This is a genomic window from Kitasatospora saccharophila, assembly GCF_039529925.1.
Lineage (GTDB): Bacteria > Actinomycetota > Actinomycetes > Streptomycetales > Streptomycetaceae > Kitasatospora > Kitasatospora saccharophila.
In genome coordinates this window covers 31,140-50,655 of sequence record NZ_BAAANS010000052.1, presented here as the reverse complement: position 1 = coordinate 50,655, position 19,516 = coordinate 31,140, and the positions used below count along the sequence as shown (strand labels likewise).

The window sequence follows — 19,516 nt, the reverse complement described above, 5'->3', positions numbered from 1 at the left end:
ATCGGGTGGGTGGGAGTACGGCGCCGCCCAACCTCCCGAGCCCGCCCCAACGAGGCGCCACCACGACCCGGCCCCCTCATGAACGCCCGACGAACCCCAGCACCGCCCCGCTCCCTGCGGGAAACCCCTCGCACCGCCACCACCGCCTCTCCACGTGGAACTCCTCTTCGACGGAATCACCCGTCGCGGGGCCCCTCGGAGCGGCGCGGCGGCCCGTCGTCGGGGTGACGGGCCGCCGGGGTGGGGCTTTCCGCGGGTGCGCGGGTGCTCAGTGCCGGCGGCGGCGGCGCAGCAGCAGGGTGCCGGTGGCGAGGGCCGCGGCGGCGGTGGCGGCGGCGAGCGGGAGGGCCGGGTCGCTGCCGGTCGCGGGGAGTTCACCGCCCGGGCCGGTGGGGGTCGGGGCGGGCAGGGTGCGCGAGGCGCTGGGCGAGGGGCCGGGGCTGGTGCTGGTGCTCGGACTGGCGGACGGGCTGGGGCTGGGACTCGGCGAGGGGCTGGGCGAGGGGCTCCCGCTGGGGCTGGGGCTGGGCGAGGGGCTGGTGCTCTCGCAGTTGATGACGGCGTCGAACGGCCAGTAGTGCAGTTCCCCGGCGAAGATCGAGCTGCCGTTGACCAGCGGGCCGGCGTCGTAGGCGCGGGCGATGACGTCGCCCTCGATGTTGGAGCCGTTGATGTCCTTGAGGTGGGCGCTGGGGGCGTAGATGGTGCCCTCCAGGGAGTCGCCGGTGGCCATGGTGATGTCGGTGGCGTCCGGGAAGTCCCACAGCACGTAGGGGGCCTGCTGGCCGCCGATGCCCGGGGTGTTGGGGTTGTCCCAGACGAACACGCCGCCTTCGGCGGTGGTGTCGGTGACGACCAGCAGCGGGGTGTCCTTGGTGGGCTGGTTGTTGAATTTGATCTCGCCGAGCGCGTTCATCTGCTGGCCGGTCAGGTGCAGCACGTTGGTGCGGCCGGGGGTGAGGGTCAGGCTGCCGTTGGTGCCGGGCGGGTAGGGGCCGTCGGGCAGCGGGTTGCCCGCGTCGTCGACCAGGGTGACGTTCTGCTCGCAGGAGGCCATCGTCCGGGCGCGTTCACGGAAGACCTCGAAGGCGGCGGTGAAGTCGATCAGGCCGGGGGCCGGTCCGACCGAGGCGGGCGGCTGGTGCAGCGTCATCTCGATCCGCGGCACCGAGTTGTGCGCCGTGCCGGCGGCCACCACCTGGGTGTTGACCTCGGCGTTCTGGGCGTCCCGGTCGACGGCGAGCGCGCCGGTCATGTCGCCGATCTTGGTGTAGCCGTTGCTGAGCACCTTGAGCACCCCGTCCGGGGAGCTGCCGGCGAAGTCGACCCGGCCGCCGACCACCAGCGCGGCCGGGTGGTCGTCGCCGGGGGCGGTGAAGGTGCCGGGGGTGTGCAGGCTGACGTTGTAGCCGGAGCCGAAGGTGAGGTTCCCGCCGGTGGCGATCGGGCCTTCGGCCTCGGTGCTGCCCAGGACGGTGTTCTGCTCGACGAAGGCGTTGTAGCCGAGGTTCCCTTCGACCGGGTTGCCGATCGAGGCCCGCTTGGACCCGGCGGCGACGGCGGACGGCGACAGCAGGGCCGGGGCGAGCACGGGTGCGGTGGCCAGGCCCAACGAGAGGGCGGCGAGGGTGAGGGGGCGTACGGACATAGCGGGAGATTAGGCAGGTAAAGCGGTACATCACGCGCTGCCACGCGGCGTCTCCCCGGACGGCGGCACCCCCCGCCGGAGCCGCCGACCCGGTCCGGCCGTGCGCCGCGCCGCACGGTCGGCGAATTCCCGGTGGATTCCGAGCCGGCTCCCAGGAATCCCGCCGGAACGGTTCCCTGACGAACCATCGGCTTCCCCGGGGCCTCCGCCATCCCCGGCCGACGGCTTATCGGGGCATTATCCGCAGCTTGGATTCCGCTAACCCCGCCACCCGGCACCCGCTCCGCCCCGGGTCCGACCCGGGACCACCCCCCGATCCGGCCCGTCACCCGGACGGCGGACCCCCGGGCCCCGGCGACCGGTCGCCGCGTCCGACGCAGGCCCTCCCGCCTGCGACTTCACCGCGTCCACCCACGGCCCACCCGCAGTACCTCCGCAGTCCGTCCGCCGGTCGGCCCCTGACGCCGGGCCAGGTCGGCGCGACCGGACGGATGGTGACGGTGGCCGGATCCCGCCATTCACCAACTGCTCCGCGGTGGCCGACACTTGTCAATTGGTATAGGCCAATCGTAGCCTTCGGACGGCTCGCGGTGTGTCGGGTCCACACCACGTCGCCCCGGGGTCGCTCCCCGTGGCCCGCGGGCAGACGTGCCCGCTTTTCCCCCACTAACGGCCCGATCTTTTCTGAGGAGAACCATGTCCCGGTCCCGCCGTCTGCTCGCCGCCTCCGCGGTGGGCGCGGGCGCCCTGGTCGCCACCACCCTCGCCGTCGGCACCGCCAGTGCGCACGGCGCCATGTTCGGCCCGCCCAGCCGCATCGCGGCCTGCTACGCGGAAGGCCCCGAGACCCCGAAGTCCCAGGTCTGCAAGGACCTCGTGGCGGACAGCGGCACCCAGCCGCTGTACGACTGGAACGAGGTCAACATCGCCAGCGCCAACGGCCAGAGCCAGCAGATCATCCCGGACGGCCACCTCTGCTCGGCCAACCGCGACAAGTACCGCGCCCTGGACTGGGCCCGCACCGACTGGCCCGCCACGGCGGCGACCGTCGGCGCGAGGAACTTCGACTTCCGGGTCACCGCGCCCCACCAGGGCACCATGAAGCTGTACATCACCAACGCCGGCTACGACCCGACCAAGCCGCTGAAGTGGTCCGACCTGGACCTGGCCCACCCGGTCGCGGTCTACGACACGGCGCGCACCTCGGACAACGGGTACTACCACGTCAACGTGAACCTGCCCCAGCGCACCGGCCGCCAGCTGGTCTACATGGTCTGGCAGCGCTCGGACAGCCCGGAGGCGTTCTACGGCTGCTCGGACCTCGACTTCGGCACCGCCACCGCCGCGGCCGCGACCCTGCCGCTGGCCGCGGACGCGCCCTCCGCGCCGACCCAGGCGCAGATCGACGCGGGCGCCGCCCGCTCGACCGTCTCGCACCACGGCCACGGCGGCGACCTCACCGCCGCCGAGGCCGCCGTGGCCGCGTCCGGCACCGCCACGCTCAACCGGACCAGCCACGACGACCTGCTGCTCGGCCTGGCCGCCGCGGGCCTGCTGGCGGCGGCCGCCTCGGGCGCGCACCTGGCCCGCCGGATGCGCGGCGCCGCCGTCTCCGCCTGACGGCCCATGGACGCCTGACCTGAGTCAGGCGGGTGGCGCGGCCCCCTCCCCCACGTTTCGGGGGCCGCGCCCTCCGTCGTTCCCCGGCTTCCTTTCGGGCACCTCAAGAGACTTCATCGCACCTGATTGAATCGTCAACTTCTCGCAAAACCGCAGGACTTCACCTTGACGGCCCGGATTGGTCTGGACCATCTTGAGTGCGCCCCACGCACCTGAGCACGGCCCCACCCGTCCCCCACACCGTCAAGGAGGACTCGCCCATGAGGCGCGTCACCCTCTCCCTCGCCGCGGCCGCGGCCCTGATCGCCGCGCCGCTGGGCGCCGCCGCCGCCGGAGCGGCCGGCGTGTCCGGCCTGACCGCCGACTACGCGGTCACCCAGAGCTGGTCGAACGGCTTCCAGGCCACGTACACCGTGACCAACCACACCAACGCCACCGTCAACAGCTGGTCGCTCTCCTTCGACCTGCCGACCGGCGAGAGCGTATCCAGCCTGTGGAACGGCACGCTGACCTCGACCAGCACCTCCACCGGCACCCACTACACGGTGACCTCCCCCGGCTGGGCCGCCCCGCTGGCCCCCGGCGCCGCCGCCCCCGCGATCGGCTTCGGCGTCACCACCGGCGCCGTGCAGGCCACCCCGCTCAACTGCACGATCAACAACCAGCCGTGCGCCGGCGCCCCCGCCGACGCCGTCGCGCCGTCCGTCCCCGGCAGCCCGCACTCGACGGGCACCGGACCGGGCAGCGTCACCCTCGGCTGGACCGCCTCCACCGACAACACCGCGGTGGCCGGCTACCACGTGTACGAGGGCAGCACCGCGGTCGCCACCGTGACCGGCACCTCGGCCACCGTCCGCGGCCTGCTCCAGGGCAGCAGCCACACCTTCACCGTCAGCGCCTTCGACGCGGCGGGCAACGAGTCGGCGAAGTCCGCGGCCGTCACCGCCACCGCGGGCACCGGCACCAGCGCCGGGACCGCCGCCCCCTACGTGGACCTCGGCGCCTACCCGACCCCCAGCCTGCCCGCGCTCTCCGCCGCCAGCGGCATCAAGGAGTTCTCGCTGGCGTTCATCATCAACGGCAGCCAGCCGTGCACCGCCAGCTGGTTCGGCGCCTACGACCCGGCCACCGGCTGGAACAAGGCCGACATGGACGCGGTCCGGGACACCGGCGGCGACGTCCGCCCGTCCTTCGGCGGCGCCAACGGCACCGAACTGGCCCAGTCCTGCACCACGGTGGCCGCGCTGGCCGCGCAGTACCAGAAGGTCGTGGACGTCTACGCGCTCGACCGGGTCGACTTCGACATCGAGGGCACCGCCGTCACCGACCACGCCTCGGTCGACCGGCGCTCGGCCGCGCTCGCCCAGGTCCAGGCCGCGCAGCGGGCCAAGGGCCGCGACCTGAAGGTCAGCCTGACCCTGCCGGTGCTGCCCAGCGGCCTCACCGCGGACGGCGTCTACATCCTGCAGTCCGCCAAGAACGCCGGCCTGTCCGTGGACCTGGTCAACGTGATGGCGATGGACTTCGGCGACTGGGCCGCCCCGAGCCCGGCGGGCAAGATGGGCGCTTACGCGATCCAGTCCGCGCAGTCCACCCAGGCGCAGATCCGCTCCGTGTGGACCAACCTGACGGACGCCCAGGCGTACGCCATGGTCGGCGTCACCCCGATGCTCGGCCAGAACGACACCACCTCCGAGGTGTTCGGCCTCACCGACGCGCAGCAGCTGATCTCCTTCGCCCAGCAGAACCACCTCGGCGAGCTGGCCTTCTGGGAGATGACCCGGGACGCCAACGCCTGCACCGGCTCGCTGCCCAAGTGCACCAACGTGCCGCAGACGCCGTACCAGTTCTCGAAGCTCTTCGCGGGCTACCACGGCTGATCCGGCCCGTCCGGGCGTCAGGCGGGCTGGTGTTCGTCCGCCGTGCGGAGCGCGCCCTCGGGGCCGCCCTCCTCGGCGCCCTCGTGCTCGGGGCGGCCGTGCATCGGCAGCAGGAAGATCGCCGCGAAGACCACCACCAGCAGGCCCGCCTCGGCCCACAGGGTGACCTGCTCGGCGTCGGCGAAGCCCGAGCTCTTCAGGCTCTCGAAGAAAACGGTGCCCAGGATCGCGCTGCCCAGGGCCGCGCCGAGCTGCTGCACCGAGGTCAGCGTGCCCGAGGCCGAACCGGTCTCGTGCGGCTCCACCGAGGCCAGCACCATGCCGAAGAACGGGGCCATCACCAGGCCCATGCCCAGACCGCTGACCGCCAGCGCGGGCACCATCTGCCACGGCGTGACCGCCGCGCCCTGGCTGTGCAGGGTGTACATCAGGCCCAGCACGCCGGCCAGCATCACCACCAGGCCCACGTGCATCACCTTGCGGCCGTACTTCTGCAGCGCCTGGGAGGCGACGAACGCGATCACCATGCCGATCGAGGACGGGATGCCCGTCAGGCCGGACTTGAAGGCGCTGTAGTGCAGGCCGAGCTGGGTGTACAGGCTGAACGTCAGCCAGAAGCCGGTCATCGCGGTGAAGAAGACCAGACCGAGCGCCATGCCGCCGCTGAAGCCGCGCTTGGCGAACAGGCTGGGCTCGACCAGCGGGTCGGCCCCGGACGCCTTGCGGCGGGCCTCGTACCAGCCGAACAGGCCGAACAGCGCCACGCCCACCGCCAGCAGCGCGAACGCCCACAGCGGCCAGTCGTGCTCGCGGCCCTGGACCAGCGGGTAGATGACCGCGGCCGCGCCGACGGCGGCCAGCAGCGCGCCCAGCAGGTCGAGCCGGACGGTCCGGCCCCGCTCCCGGGCGGGCAGGAAGACCCGGCCGCCGACGAAGGCGAACACGCCGAGCGGGATGTTGATCAGGAAGATCATCCGCCAGCCGGTGCCCGCCAGGTCGGCGTCGACCAGCCAGCCGGCCAGGATCGGGCCGCCGACCGTCGACAGGCCCATCACCGGGCCGAACATGCCGAAGGCCGCGCCCTGCTCCTTGGGCGAGAAGATCTCCTTCATGATGCCCAGGCCCTGCGGCAGCATCACCGCGCCCAGCAGGCCCTGCAGCACCCGCGCGGCGACCAGCTGCCAGGGCTCCTGGGCCAGGCCGCAGGCCAGCGAGCCGAGGGTGAACCCGGCCGCGCCGATCATGAACATCCGGCGGCGGCCGAAGATGTCGCCCAGCCGACCGCCGGTGATCAGGCCGATGGCCATCGCCAGCGTGTACGCCGCGCCGAGCCACTGGATGGTGGACTCGCCGCCGCCGATGTCCGCCCGGATCGCGGGGGCGGCGATGTTGGTCACCAGCGAGTCCAGCAGGTCCATCACCTCGGCGGCGAGGATGACGAACAGCGCGACCCAGCGCCAGCGGTAGGGTTCGGCGGCGGCGCCGGAGGGCGGCGCCGCGGTGGTGGGGCCGACCGCGTCGGTCATGACAGCTCCTGTTTGCTACCAGGCGCGGAGGACGGGGGCCGCGCGATTGAACGGTGTTTCCTTGGACGAACACCGTTCTACGAGTCGAGCGGCGTTCCCGTCAAACGGATTTCCCCTGACTTCTCCCCCACCCCGACCCCGACCCGACCCCGACCCGACCCCGACCCGTCCCCGCCTGCCCGCCCCACCTGCCCCGCCGCGCCGGCTCCGGCCCGCACCGGAGCCGGCCCCGGGTGCAGCGCTTCGCACACCCGTCGAACGGCGTTCGCCCGGAGTACGATGATCGCCGACGGAACGTCCAGCGAAAGCAGGTGACCAGATGTCCGCGCGGATGCCCGAGATCCCGTGGCACAAGCCCCGCAAGGCGGAGCCGCGGCAGCCGCTCAGCCGCTCGCTGATCGTGGAGACCGCGCTGCGGGTGCTGGACGCCGAGGGCCTGTCCGGGGTGACGATGCGCCGGGTCGCCCAGGAGCTGGGCACCGGCCCCGCCTCGCTCTACGCGCACGTCTCCAACAAGGAGGAGCTGCTCGACCTGGTGCTGGAGCGGGTGGTCTCGGAGATCCGGATGCCGCTCCGGCCGGAGCCCGAGCGCTGGAAGGAGCAGATCACCGAGATCTGCTTCGAGGCGCAGCGGGTGCTGACCTCCCACCGGGACGTGTCGCTGGTCTCGCTGGGCAGCATCCCGCTGGGCGAGAGCCAGTTGGGGATCACCGAGTTCCTGCTCGACCTGCTGCTCCGGGTCGGCCTGCCGCCCCAGGTCGCCGCCTGGGCGCTGGACGGGCTCGGCCAGCTGATCGACACCGACGCGTACGAGGCGTCGGTGTACGCGGAGCGGATCGCCCGCGGGACGGACATCGGCGAGTACTTCGGCCAGCTGCACGGCTTCCTGCTGGCGCTCCCGGCCGACCGCTTCCCGAACCTGCAGCGGATGGCGGACACCATGGTGACGGGCGAGGGCGACGAGCGCTACGCCTTCAAGATCGAGGTGTTCCTGCGCGGCCTGGAGTCCTACCTGCCCGCCGCCTGACGGGCCGTCAGCGAACCCGCCGCACCCGCTTTGACCAGTGCTTTGCCGCGATTTGACCGCGTCCTGGAACGGGCCTCCCGGAGTGCGGCGGCAAGGGTTGACGGCGACCCCGCACAGGTCTATACCAGTGGCAGTCACGTCAACCTCGGCTAGGCACCCGACCGTTGACCCGGCCGCGCACCCCCACCTGCCGCGCGTCCGGGCCGCCGTCCTCGCCGCCTCCTGGAGAGGTCCTCGATGGAACGCGCACTTCCCCCACACACCCCCGCCACCGCCCCGGCCCGGACCCGCCGCACCCGGCGCTCCGCCGCGGTCGCCCTGTCCGTGTTCGGCCTGCTGGCCGGCGCCGTCTCGGCGGTCGCCGCCTCCGGCCCGGCCAACGCCGCGACCACGGCCGGGCTCGGCTCCAACTGGTACGCCTCCGCGCCGTACCTGATGCCGGAGGACAACAGCCCGCCGGACGCCGCCGCCGTGATGGACGCCACCGGCCAGAAGGCGTTCCAGCTGGCCTTCATCCTGGCCCAGGGCAGCACCTGCAGCCCGTCCTGGGGCGGCACCTCCTCGATCGACACCGACACCACGATGCCGGCCGTCATCCAGACCATCCGCAACAAGGGCGGCGACGTCTCGGTGTCGGTGGGCGGCTACGGCGGCACCAAGCTCGGCCAGACCTGCGGCACCCCGGAGGCGACCGCCGCGGCGTACCAGAAGGTCGTCACCAAGTACAACCTCAAGGCGATCGACTTCGACCTGGAGGAGCCGGAGTACGAGAACACCGCCGCCATCCACAACGAGATCGGCGCGGCCCGGATCCTGCAGCAGAACAACCCGGGCATCTACATCTCCATCACCACCGCGGGCACCAACGCCGGCACCGGCTGGTTCGGCACCCAGATGCTGCTGGAGGCGAAGTCCCAGGGCTTCACCCCGAACAACTACTCGATCATGCCGTTCGACGGCGGCTTCAGCGGGGCCTCGGCGCAGACCGACGCGCTGGTGAAGTTCAACCAGCTCCTGCAGAGCACCTTCGGCTGGAACGAGGCCACCGCGTACGCCCACGAGGGCGTGTCGATGATGAACGGCCGCACCGACGCCGCCGAGTACTTCAGGCAGGCGGACTTCCAGACCGTGCTGGACTTCGCCACCGCGCACAAGCTGGCCCGGTACACCTACTGGTCCGTCAACCGCGACCGGCAGTGCCCCGGCACGGTCGACCCCGGCCTGTCCGGCGCCTGCTCCAGCGTGGCCCAGAACGACTGGGACTTCACCAAGTACACGGTGAAGTTCGCCGGCGCGACCCCGCCCACCACCACCCCGTCGCCGAGCAGCAGCACCTCGCCGAGCACCGGGACCAGCTCCTCCCCGAGCACCGGCACCGGCACCTGCAGCCCGGCCTGGTCCGCCTCCACCACCTACGTGGCGAACGACAAGGCCAGCTACGGCGGCCACAACTACCACGCCAAGTGGTGGACCCTGAACGAGAACCCGTCCGCCAGCGGCCAGTGGGGGGTGTGGGCCGACGACGGCCCGTGCTCCTGAGCCACCCGCGCGAACGGGCGGGCCGCCCGGTCCACGAGCCTCGTGCTCGGGACCGGGCGGCCCGTCCGCTCTCCCCCCGGCGGGGTGTCAGACCTCGGCGCGGTTGCGGAACTCCTCCGCGACGGCGCGGGTGGAGGGCAGGTCGCCGAGCGGTTCGCCGACCACCCGGGAGGCCAGCTCGGACGCCAGCTTGATGACGTCCTCGCGCAGTTCGGCCTCGGCCAGCACCTTGTCGGCGGCCAGCTGCACCTGCGCCTCGGCCACCAGCTGCTCGCGCTGCTGCAGCGCCTCCGCCCGCAGGGCGGCGACCAGGGCCGCGCCCTCCTCGGCGGCGGTCTGCCGGATGGCGGCGGCCTCGTGCCGGGCGGCGGCGAGTTCGGCCTGGAACTCCTGGCGGATGCGTTCCGCCTCGGCCCGGGCCGCCTCCGCGCGGGCGATCCCGCCGTCGGTCTTGTCGTGGCGTTCGGCGAGGGTGCGTTCGATGCGGGGCAGCAGCACCTTGCCGAGCGCCCAGAAGAGGGCGAAGAAGACGATCAGTCCGAGGATCAGCTCGGGCACGTTCGGTTCGAGAGGTCCCATACTCAGTATGCTATCCGCTCATCTGACGATCCGTTCGGTCGGGGCCCGCTTCAGCGCCCCTGCCCGGCAGGGGACTTCGCCCGCCGGGGCCTCCCCGTTCAGCCGCCGGTCACCCCGTCGGTGTGCTCGCGCAGCAGGTCGGCGTGCCCGTTGTGGCGGGCGTACTCGGTGATGACGTGCAGGTACGTCATCCGCAGGGACATCTCCTCCCCGTACGCGGCCAGTTGCTCGTCCAGCCCGGCCCCGGCCACCGCCAGGTCGGCGAGCCGCTGCTCCTCCAGCAGCGCCAGGTACTCCTGCTCGGCCCGCTCCGGTTCCAGCAGGTCGAAGTCGGCGTCCTTGTGGCCCTCCACCGCGTGCAGCGGCGGGACGTCCTGGGCGGCGTAGCGGATCCGGAACCACGTCCGCTCCACCTTGGCCAGGTGGCGCATCAGCCCGAGCAGCGAGAGCGAACTCGCGGGCAGCGGGCGCAGCGCGAGCTGTTCGCCGGTCAGGCCGGCGCACTTGTGCAGGAAGGTGGCGCGGTGCCAGGCGAGGTAGTCCGGCAGCAGCTCGGTCTCGGGCGCGGTGAGCGAGCCGCCGGTGCGGGTGGTGGCGGGGACGGTCCATGTCATGTGCCCGATCATGCCGACGCCCGCCCCCGGCGCACCAGGGGATTTCCCCCGCGCGCCCTCCGCCCTCCTCCGCGGACCCCCTCCCGGACCCCCTCCCGGGCCCCTTCCCGGGCCCCCTCCCGGTGCCGGCCCGCCGGTTGGTAGCATCGCGGTGAGCCGTGACTGGCGCGCTGGGATGGAAGTCACCATCGGGAAGCGGCTCCGTGCGGTGCCCCCGGGCACCGCGTGCTGTCGCCGTGCGCCTGGGCCGTCCGAATCGTCGTTCCGTACTACGAGGAGACCGCCCGTGGTCGAGTCCGTGTCCGCCCACACCTTCGGCAGCCCCGCCGCCGACACCGCCTTCCGCAGCGCCCTGGACGTGGTGCGCGCCGTCGAGCCCCGGATCGCCGCGGCGATCTCCGGCGAGCTGACCGACCAGCGCGCCTCGCTGAAGCTGATCGCCAGCGAGAACTACGCCTCGCCCGCCGTGCTGCTGGCGATGGGCAACTGGCTGAGCGACAAGTACGCGGAGGGCACGCCGGGCCGCCGCTTCTACGCGGGCTGCCGCAACGTGGACACCGTGGAGGAGCTGGCGGCCGAGCACGCCCGCGAGCTGTTCGGCGCGGAGCACGCGTACGTGCAGCCGCACTCCGGGATCGACGCCAACCTGGTGGCGTTCTGGGCGGTGCTCTCGCAGCGGGTGGAGAGCCCGGCACTGCGGCGCGCCGGCGTGCGCAACGTCAACGACCTGAGTGAGCAGGACTGGGCCGAGCTGCGCCGCGAGCTGGGCAACCAGCGGATGCTGGGCATGTCGCTGGACGCGGGCGGCCACCTCACCCACGGCTTCCGGCCGAACATCTCGGGCAAGATGTTCGACCAGCGCAGCTACGGGACGGACCCGGCCACCGGCCTGGTCGACTACGACGAGGTGCGGCGGATCGCCCTGGAGTTCAAGCCGCTGATCCTGGTCGCCGGGTACTCGGCGTACCCGCGGCTGGTGAACTTCCGCCGGATGCGGGAGATCGCGGACGAGGTCGGCGCGACCCTGATGGTCGACATGGCGCACTTCGCGGGCCTGGTCGCGGGCAAGGTGCTGACCGGGGACTTCGACCCGGTGGCGCACGCCCAGATCGTCACCACCACCACGCACAAGTCGCTGCGCGGCCCGCGCGGCGGCATGGTGCTGTGCACCTCGGAGCTGGCCGAGCACGTCGACCGGGGCTGCCCGCTGGTGCTCGGCGGCCCGCTGTCGCACGTGATGGCGGCGAAGGCGGTGGCGTTCGCCGAGGCCCGCCGCCCCGAGTTCCAGGTGTACGCCCGGCAGGTGGTCGACAACGCCCGGGCGCTCGCCGAGGGCCTGCTGGCGCGCGGCGCCACGCTGGTGACCGGCGGCACCGACAACCACCTGGTGCTGGCGGACGTCTCCTCGTACGGCCTGACCGGCCGTCAGGCGGAGGCGGCGCTGCTGGACTCCGGCATCGTCACCAACCGCAACGCCGTGCCGCAGGACCCGAACGGCGCCTGGTACACCTCCGGCATCCGGCTCGGCACGCCCGCGCTGACCACCCGCGGGCTGGGCGCGGCGGAGCTGGACGAGGTCGCCGAGCTGATCCACACCGTGCTGACGGCGACCACCCCGGTCGGCTCCTCCAAGGCGCAGTACGCGCTGGACGGGGCCGTCCGCGACTCCGTCGCCAAGCGCGCGGTCGACCTGCTCGCCGACCACCCGCTCTACCCGGGCATCGCGCTCGGCTGATCCTCCCTCCCCGGCGTCCCCGTCCGGACGCCCCCGGCCCGGCCCGCCGCCACCCCCGCGGGCCGGGCCCCCGCCTGCTCCGCCTGCCCCGCCGGGCGCCGGTGCGCCCAGGGCCGGGAACGGTGAACCCACCGCCCTGCGCACCGCGTTCCACCCCCCGCCGGGGGCCGCCGCCGGTCGGTGACCAACCAGCGGACACCCGCGACTACCGGACGGCCCGCGCCGATAGGCTCGCCCCCGCCGCGGCCGGGCGCGCGACGCCCCGGCCGCCGTTCCGCACACCTTCCGCAGGAGAACGCGCATGCTCAAGGTCAACGAATACTTCGACGGCACGGTCAAGTCGGTCGCCTTCACCTCGGCCGACGGCCCGGCCACCGTGGGCGTGATGGCCCCCGGCGAGTACGAGTTCGGCACCGCGGCGCCGGAGGTCATGCACGTGGTCAGCGGCGCGCTGACCGTAAAGCTCCCGGGCGCCGAGGAGTGGCAGACCTTCTCCGCCGGCGAGCGGTTCTCCGTTCCGGGTGACAGCAAGTTCCAGCTCCAGGTCTCGATCGACACGGCGTACCTCTGCGAGTACCGCTGATCCCGTAGCCCCACTGGCCGAAGAGGCCGGTGGGGCGGGCCTCCCTCCTCTCCCGTCCCCTTCTCCTCCGCTGCTTCGCACCGCTGCCCGCCGTTCCGCTGTTCCGCGGACCACTGGATCCACGGGCGGGATCATGCGCCCGTCACCGCCTCCGGCACGGGCCCCCGGGCCCCGGGGACCGCGTCGCTCCCGCCCGGCGGGCTTGCGGGCAGTCGGCGGACGGCGGGGAGGGCGAGCAGGGCGAGCGCGGCCGGGACGGCGAGGGCGGTCATCCCGAACAGGGCGGGCCGCACGCCGAGGCCGTCGGAGAGCGGACCGGCCAGCACCAGACCGAGCGGCATCAGGGCCACCGAGATCAGGTGGTCGTAGGAGCTGACCCGGGAGAGCACCCGCTCCGGTATGTGCACCTGGAGCAGGGTCTCCCAGAGCACGAAGAACAGGGAGACCCCGACTCCGGTGACCGCCTCCAGCGCGGCGATCACCCAGACCGGCGCGCCGGACCCGATGACCAGCGCCTGGCAGGAGGCCACCGCCATCGCCACCGCGGCGACGGCCATCGGGCGGGCGGGTTTCAGGCGGTAGGCGCAGACGTCTCCCAGGATCGCGCCGAGGCCGAAGGCGATGACCACCACGGCCCATGCACCGGCACCGCCCCATTCGCGCTCCGCCAGCACCGGCCCGAGCACGAACACCGAGGGCAGTACCACCACGTGGTAGACCGCTATCGCCAGCATCCCCGACCACACCCACGTCCGGCTGCGCACCTGCTGCCAGCCGACCCGCAGTTCGGCCAGGAAACCGGGCCGCTCGGCCCGCTCCGGGTCGGCGGGTGTCGCCCCGTCCGCCTCCTCGGGTGCCGCCCCGCCGGCCGGGCCCAGCCGGGCCAGCACGGCGGCGCTGGCGGCGAAACTCGCGGCGTCCACCGCCAGCGCACCGCCGGGCCCGACCGCCGCGATCAGCACCCCGGCCAGCGCGGGCCCGACCACCAGCGACGCCGATTGCACGAACCCGCGCAGCGCGTTCGCCTCGCGCAGTCGGTCGGCGGGGACGAGCAGGGGCAGCAGCCCGGTGGAGGCCGGGAGGAAGAAGGCGTCCGCGACGCCGAACAGCGCCATCAGCAGCGCCAGCGTCCCGACCCGGGCGGTGCCGGTGAGCAGCAGCACGGCGGCGGCCGCCTGGACGGCGCAGCGCACCAGGTCGGAGGCCAGCATGATGCGCTGCCGCGGTATCCGGTCCGCCCAGACGCCCCCGGCGAGCGTGAACACCAGCAGCGGGAGCAGCCCGGCCGCCGTGACCAGGCCGACGTCCGCGGCCGAGCCGCCGATCGCCAGCACCGCGAAGGGCAGCGCCACGAACGAGACCCGGTCCCCCAGGACCGACAGCGACTGCCCGACGAACAGCCGGGCGAACCGGCGCTCGGTGCGGAGCACTTCGGGGATCGGAACGCGCACGGGACCTCCTCGACGAATCCGGCGCTCCCGGCCCACCCGACGAACCCGACGAGCCCGACGGACCGGAGCAGCGCACCCGCCGCACGGGACGGCGAGCAGGGCGATCGTAGGAAGCCCGCGCACCCCCTGTCGCGTGATTTATCCGCAACGCGGACAATGCCCCGATTTCACCGAACTTCCTTGCCCTGCAAGTGACTTGACACCAATCGCCTACCGTCGTCGCCCAACCGGTGTGCCCGCCTTCCCCGTTCGCCTTCCCCCCAATCCCACCGATCGGCCACACTTCTCCAGCCGGTCCGCCGACCTCCCGCCCACGGCCGCCCCCGCCTCCGGCCCGAGACATCGTCAACAGGTCGTCCACACACCACGCGGGAACCGGCGTGACGAAGGCGTGATCCGGGCGCGACGCGCTTGTGATTGCCGCGTTCGAGTGAATAGGCTCCTCCCAGCCCGCACCACCGGGCCCCGCGCGCGAGAACGCCGAGCCCTGTCCGCCGCGCCGTCGGGTCGACCACCACCACCCTTGGACAGGGGCGGGGGAACCACGATTGTTGCCGTCCCCCACGGCTAGGGGTGAAGCCGTCCGCACCGGGTGACCGGACGCGGCGGCCGGGCCTCCCTCCCGGTCCGAACCCGACAGCTCACCTCGCAGGCGTGCGGAGAGGATCTCGCATGCTCTTCACGGGTTCGGGACGTCACCGTCGGCAGGGTCCGGCGGAGAAGGCAGCCGAGCGCGCGATCGCGGTGGCCGGCGTGGCCGGCGTCGGCATCGCCCTGCCGCTGCTCGCCGTGACCGGCGCGCACGCCGCCCCCAGCGCGGTCTGGGACCGGGTCGCCGAGTGCGAGAGCGGAGGGAACTGGGGCTCCGACGCGGGCAACGGCCTCTACGGCGGCCTGCAGATCAACGCCCAGCGCTGGACGGACTACGGCGGCACCCAGTTCGCCCCGCTGCCGAACGGGGCCACCCGCAGCCAGCAGATCGCCGTCGCCGAACGCATCCTGGCCACCGAGGGCCCCTCGCCCTGGTCCTCGTGCGTGGACGAGGCGGGCCTGAGCACCGCCACCGCGCCGGGCGTCGTCGACGACAACGACTCGGCCGACGAGACGGGTTCGCTGCGCGGCGCCCGCGGCATCGCGGCGGTCAACGCCGCCCCGGACGGCAGCACCGTCCCGAGCGGGAACACCGCGCCGGTGTTCTCCGGCCTGCCCGGCTACGACCCGGTCTCGCACGTGTACTGGTACGAGAAGAACGGCGCCTGGTTCTGGACCAGCCACCAGAGCCTGTACGAGCGCTACCTGCAGCTGACGCACCCCCAGCCGCAGCCGAGCGCCCCCACCCCGACCGCCCCCGCCACCAACGCCCCGGCCACGGACGCCCCGACCGCGCCGGGCACCCCGTCGGCCGCCCCCGGCACCCCGCTGCTGCCCACCGACCCGACCGCCACGCCCGGCCCGGGCACGCCCACCGACGGCAGCAACGGGAACGGGAACGACGGCAACGGGACCGGCCTGGTCCCCACCCTCCCGGTCACCCCGTCTCCCAGTCCGTCCGGCAGCGCCGACTCCTCCGGCACCACCCCCGCCCCCTCGCCCACCGGCAGCACGGCGGCCCCGGACGCGTCCGCCCCGTCGGCAACCCCGACCCCGGCCCCGACCCCGGACCCGGCCGCACCGACGGCCCCGGACCCGGCCGCGTCGGCGGTCCCGGCGGCGGCCGCGTCCGCGCAGCCGTACACCGTCACCACCGGCGACACCCTGGCCGCCATCGCCCGCGAGCACGCGCTGGGCGGCGGCTGGTCCGAGCTCTACAGGTCCAACCAGCAGGTGGTCGGCGAGAACCCGGACCTGATCCGTCCGGGCCAGGTGCTCGACCTGGGCTGACCGGCTCCGGGCCGGCCGCCGTCACTTCGGGACGGCGGCCAGCCCGGTGCAGCCGCGCAGGCCGTCGCGGCGCTGCTGGGCGGCCTTCGCGGCGTTCCCGCTCTGCGGGACGGGCACGCCCCGGCCGTCGATGTGGGCGGGGGTGAAGGTCTCGCCGGTGACGCGGCCGTCGGCGGTGACGGTGAGCGTGGTGACTCCGGTCTCGTCGGAGGCGGTGTAGTTCGAGGTGCCGTACCAGAGGAAGTTGCCGAAGCCGTACGCCACGTAGGTCTTGCCGAGCATGCCCGCGCCGAGCATGGTGTGGGCGTGGGTGCCGACCACGGCGGTCGCCCCGGCGTCGGCGAGCTTCTTGGCGAGGGCGCTCTGCGCGCGGGTCGGGCAGGCCACGCCCTCGTCGCCCCAGTGCAGGTAGACCAGGACCACCGGCGCCTGCGCCTTCGCCGCGGTGACGGCGCGCAGCAGCGCGGTCTCGTCGAGGGCGGAGGCGATGCCCGGCTTGTGGGCGCCGGCCCGCCACTTCTGGTTGGTGATCTCGTTGACCTGGCTGGCCCCCAGCACGGCGACCTTCACGCCGCGCACGGTGGCGACGTACGGGGCGTACGCCTCCTCGGCGTCCTTGCCGATGCCGACCACCGGGATCGGGGAGGCGGCCTTGGCGGCGAGGGTGTCGGCGAGGCCGTCGGGGCCGAAGTCGACGGCGTGGTTGTTGGCCTGGGAGACCACGTCGACACCGGCGTCCTTGAGCGCGTCGAGCGCCTTGGGGGTGGTGCGGAAGGTGTAGGTCTTGGGTTCGGCCTTGCCCCGGCCGGTGATGGCGGTCTCCAGGTTGAGCACCGCCAGGTCGGCGGCGGAGAGCGTCGCGGAGATCGGGCCGAGGGCGGTGTCGGCCTTGCCCGCTCCGAGCCGGGAGGCGGTGCGGCCCTCGAAGTGGACGTCTCCCGCGAAGGCGACCGTGATGCTGCCGCCCGTGCCGGGGCTCGCCGGGCTGCTCCCCTGCGACTCCCCGGGGGCCGGTCCGGTGGACGCGGCGGCCGTCGGTGCCGGCGTCGCGGACGCCGGGGCCGCGGCGCCGGTGGCAGGGCCGGTGGCGGCCCGGTCCGCGGAGGGCTCCGGTCCGCCGCACCCGGCGACGGTGCTGAGCAGCAGGACGATGGCGGCGGCTGTGCCGGCCGTGGCGCGGTGCATGAACGGACCCCCCGGTGGTTCGGTGACGACGCACTTTATCCGCGTCGCCCGAACACCGGAAGCCCAACATCGACACCGAACGATCACGATCGCACCTCCGGGGCGGACCCGGCCCCCCGCACCGCACCGGCGGGGGCGCGGAGCCCCGTCCGCTCAGGCCACCACCCCGGCGGCGCGCAGCAGCCAGCGGTTGGTGCGGCCGACCAGTCCGGCCCGGTCGAGCACCGAGACGACCTTCTGGGCCATCTCGGTCTTGGTGGCCCGCCAGCGCGGGTTGGCCCGGGCGGCCGCCCTGCCGACCTCGGGGTCGATGCCGACGGCGGCGTAGAGCCGGGGGTGGATCAGCGCGGTGGTGGCGTAGTAGACGATCAGTCCGATGAACAGCTGCTCGTACCGGCGGCGGACCGGGCCCAGGCGCTTGCGGACGAGCTCCTCGCGGGCGTAGCTGATGTGCCGGGACTCCTCGATGACGTGGATCCGGGAGACCTGGCGGGTGAGCGGCTGGAGGGTGTCGTCGTTCATCACCTCGCGCTGGAAGGCGTCCAGGATCTCCTCGACGTACATGGTGCCGCCGAAGGTCTGGCTGTGGGTGGAGATCGCCTTGAACAGTCGGCCGAGGTTGTGCGCAACGAATCCGGCGCCGTACGCGGGGACGCCCATCTTGGCGATCATGCGGGCGAACATGATCGAGTGCCGGCACTCGTCGGCGATCTCGGTCAGCGCGTACTGGACGTGGTTGCTGGTCGGGTCCCGGTCGAAGGCGTGGCGCAGCAGCATCTGCATGAGGATCTCCTCGAACCAGATGCCGACGCTGGCGATGGAGGCGACCTCGTGCTTGGAGAGTTCGATCCGCTGTTCTTCGGTCATCCGCTCCCAGAGGGCGGTGCCGTAGAGGGAGAGGTGCCGGGGCGGGCAGTAGTAGGCGCCGGGGACGGGGTCGGCGTCCCAGTCGACGTCGGTGAGGGGGTTGAACGAGAGCTTCGCGGAGGAGGCGAGCAGGCGTTCGGCGGTGCGCTCCCGGTCGGGGGCGGTGCGGGCGGGCTGGGGCGGCATGCCGGCTCCTTCGCGGTGGGGGGGGCGGAGAGGGTGGAGTGGTGGCACTGCCGCGAAGGTAGAAGTTATTAGACTTTCCGTCAATACACCGCGCACAGAGCGGCCCGGGCCGCCCCGCCGGGCTCCTACCGGCCCCCGCCCCCGCTGGGCCCGGCGGGCCTGCCACAGCTCCTCCGGGCCCGCCGACCCCCCCTACCAGCCCGCCGGGTCCTGCCAGGCCGCCAGCTCCCGTCCGCTGGTGAAGCGCCGCCGCTGCCCGTCCACCGGGTCGGTGAACTCCAGCGAGCGCGCCAGCAGCTGGAGCGGGCGCCGGTAGTCCTCGGGGGCGTCCCCGCCCAGCACCTCGGGGTAGAGCGGGTCGCCCAGGATCGGCAGGCCGAGCCCGTTCATGTGCACCCGCAGCTGGTGGGTGCGGCCGGTGCGCGGGGCGAGCCGGTAGCGGCCCAGGCCGCCGCGGGCCTCGGCCAGCTCGACCCGGCTCTCCGCGTTCGGCTCGCCGGGCTCCTCGTAGGCGTCGAGCCGGCCGCGGTCCTTGCGGATCCGGCTGCGCACCACGGTGGGCAGCCGGGCCGCCGCGGACGGCTCGTACCGGGCGACCGCCTCGTACTCCTTGACGGCCTCGCGGCGCTCGAACAGGCCCTGGTAGGCGCCGCGCAGCGCGGGGTCGGCGACGAACAGGACCACGCCCGCGGTGAGCCGGTCCAGGCGGTGGGCGGGGCTGAGCCGGGGCAGGCCGAGGTCGCGGCGCAGCCGGGCGAGGGCGGTCTCGGTGGCGTGGCTGCCGCGCGGGGTGGTGGCGAGGAAGTGCGGCTTGTCGGCGACCACGATGCGCTCGTCGCGGTGCAGGACCTCGACGGGGAAGGGCACCACGGGTTCGGGCGGGCCGGGTTCGCGGTGGAACCAGACGTGGCCGCCCGGCCGGTAGGGCGTCCCGGCGGTGACCGGCCCGTCGGCGGCGACGAACTCGCCCGCCGCGAGCATCGCCGCGATCCGCCCGTCCCCGGCGGCGGCGCCGTAGCGCTCCTCCAGGTAGGCGCGGACCGTCGGCCAGGGGCCGTCCAGCGGAAGTCTGACGTGTACGGGGTCGATGCCGTCGCGCTGCGGCAGCGGGCCGACCGGGGCGGGTTTCCTACGCACCACCGCGCGCCGCCCGGGGGTTCGTCCGACGGGTGTCCATCCGGACCACCCTAGCGGG

At 73.6% G+C, this 19,516-nt stretch carries 15 protein-coding genes and 2 riboswitches; of the genes, 7 read left to right on the top strand and 8 right to left on the bottom strand.

All coding sequences use genetic code 11. From position 1 onward, the window contains the following. Nucleotides 1-268: 268 nt before the first annotated feature. Nucleotides 269-1,648 (bottom strand): collagen-binding domain-containing protein, encoded by a 1,380-nt coding sequence (locus ABD345_RS30340; protein ID WP_344556763.1) that lies wholly within the window; start codon nt 1,646-1,648, stop codon nt 269-271. Between the two features lie 696 nt (nt 1,649-2,344). On the opposite strand from ABD345_RS30340, the gene ABD345_RS30335 reads away from it, so the two are divergent. Further along, nucleotides 2,345-3,268 (top strand): lytic polysaccharide monooxygenase auxiliary activity family 9 protein, encoded by a 924-nt coding sequence (locus tag ABD345_RS30335; RefSeq protein ID WP_344556762.1) that lies wholly within the window; start codon nt 2,345-2,347, stop codon nt 3,266-3,268. A gap of 260 nt (nt 3,269-3,528) precedes the next feature. After that, complete coding sequence (locus ABD345_RS30330; RefSeq protein ID WP_344556760.1) at nt 3,529-5,148, top strand: cellulose binding domain-containing protein; 1,620 nt, start codon at nt 3,529-3,531, stop codon at nt 5,146-5,148. Between the two features lie 17 nt (nt 5,149-5,165). On the opposite strand, the gene ABD345_RS30325 is transcribed toward ABD345_RS30330, so the two are convergent. Continuing rightward, nucleotides 5,166-6,674, bottom strand: coding sequence for an MFS transporter (locus ABD345_RS30325; RefSeq protein WP_344556758.1), 1,509 nt, complete (start codon nt 6,672-6,674; stop codon nt 5,166-5,168). Between the two features lie 319 nt (nt 6,675-6,993). On the opposite strand from ABD345_RS30325, the gene ABD345_RS30320 reads away from it, so the two are divergent. Next, nucleotides 6,994-7,701, top strand: a complete 708-nt coding sequence (locus tag ABD345_RS30320; protein WP_344556757.1) for a TetR family transcriptional regulator — start codon at nt 6,994-6,996, stop codon at nt 7,699-7,701. Between the two features lie 237 nt (nt 7,702-7,938). Next, nucleotides 7,939-9,240: a carbohydrate-binding protein gene (locus ABD345_RS30315; protein WP_344556756.1), complete on the top strand. Its 1,302-nt coding sequence runs from the start codon at nt 7,939-7,941 to the stop codon at nt 9,238-9,240. An 87-nt stretch (nt 9,241-9,327) separates the two neighbouring features. Here the strand turns inward: ABD345_RS30315 and ABD345_RS30310 are convergent, their stop codons facing one another. Beyond that, on the bottom strand, nt 9,328-9,819 hold the full coding sequence (locus ABD345_RS30310; RefSeq protein ID WP_344556755.1) for a F0F1 ATP synthase subunit B: 492 nt from the start codon (nt 9,817-9,819) through the stop codon (nt 9,328-9,330). A 98-nt stretch (nt 9,820-9,917) separates the two neighbouring features. After that, a complete protein-coding gene (locus tag ABD345_RS30305) occupies nt 9,918-10,433 on the bottom strand; it encodes a DinB family protein (RefSeq protein WP_344556754.1) in 516 nt (171 codons plus the stop codon). A gap of 148 nt (nt 10,434-10,581) precedes the next feature. After that, nucleotides 10,582-10,688: riboswitch (ZMP/ZTP riboswitch) on the top strand. A gap of 31 nt (nt 10,689-10,719) precedes the next feature. On the opposite strand from ABD345_RS30305, the gene ABD345_RS30300 reads away from it, so the two are divergent. Both ABD345_RS30300 and ppnP read left to right on the top strand, forming a co-directional pair. Further along, on the top strand, nt 10,720-12,168 hold the full coding sequence (locus ABD345_RS30300) for a glycine hydroxymethyltransferase (RefSeq protein WP_344556753.1): 1,449 nt from the start codon (nt 10,720-10,722) through the stop codon (nt 12,166-12,168). A 301-nt stretch (nt 12,169-12,469) separates the two neighbouring features. Continuing rightward, nucleotides 12,470-12,751, top strand: a complete 282-nt coding sequence (gene ppnP / locus ABD345_RS30295; protein WP_344556752.1) for a pyrimidine/purine nucleoside phosphorylase — start codon at nt 12,470-12,472, stop codon at nt 12,749-12,751. Between the two features lie 131 nt (nt 12,752-12,882). On the opposite strand, the gene ABD345_RS30290 is transcribed toward ppnP, so the two are convergent. Further along, nucleotides 12,883-14,202, bottom strand: a complete 1,320-nt coding sequence (locus tag ABD345_RS30290) for an MFS transporter (protein WP_344556750.1) — start codon at nt 14,200-14,202, stop codon at nt 12,883-12,885. 505 nt (nt 14,203-14,707) lie between these two features. Further along, a riboswitch (cyclic di-AMP (ydaO/yuaA leader) is annotated at nt 14,708-14,871 on the top strand. Between the two features lie 3 nt (nt 14,872-14,874). Here ABD345_RS30290 and ABD345_RS30285 point away from each other — a divergent pair. Beyond that, entirely contained in the window at nt 14,875-16,083 is a 1,209-nt protein-coding gene (locus ABD345_RS30285; protein WP_344556748.1) for a transglycosylase family protein, read from the top strand. A 21-nt stretch (nt 16,084-16,104) separates the two neighbouring features. Here the strand turns inward: ABD345_RS30285 and ABD345_RS30280 are convergent, their stop codons facing one another. From ABD345_RS30280 to ABD345_RS30270, 3 genes are all read right to left on the bottom strand, one after another. Next, nucleotides 16,105-17,268: a CapA family protein gene (locus ABD345_RS30280; protein ID WP_344556747.1), complete on the bottom strand. Its 1,164-nt coding sequence runs from the start codon at nt 17,266-17,268 to the stop codon at nt 16,105-16,107. A 153-nt stretch (nt 17,269-17,421) separates the two neighbouring features. Then, nucleotides 17,422-18,321, bottom strand: coding sequence for an AurF N-oxygenase family protein (locus ABD345_RS30275; protein ID WP_344556746.1), 900 nt, complete (start codon nt 18,319-18,321; stop codon nt 17,422-17,424). A 192-nt stretch (nt 18,322-18,513) separates the two neighbouring features. Further along, nucleotides 18,514-19,461, bottom strand: coding sequence for a pseudouridine synthase (locus ABD345_RS30270; protein ID WP_344556745.1), 948 nt, complete (start codon nt 19,459-19,461; stop codon nt 18,514-18,516). Between the last annotated feature and the right edge of the window lie 55 nt (nt 19,462-19,516).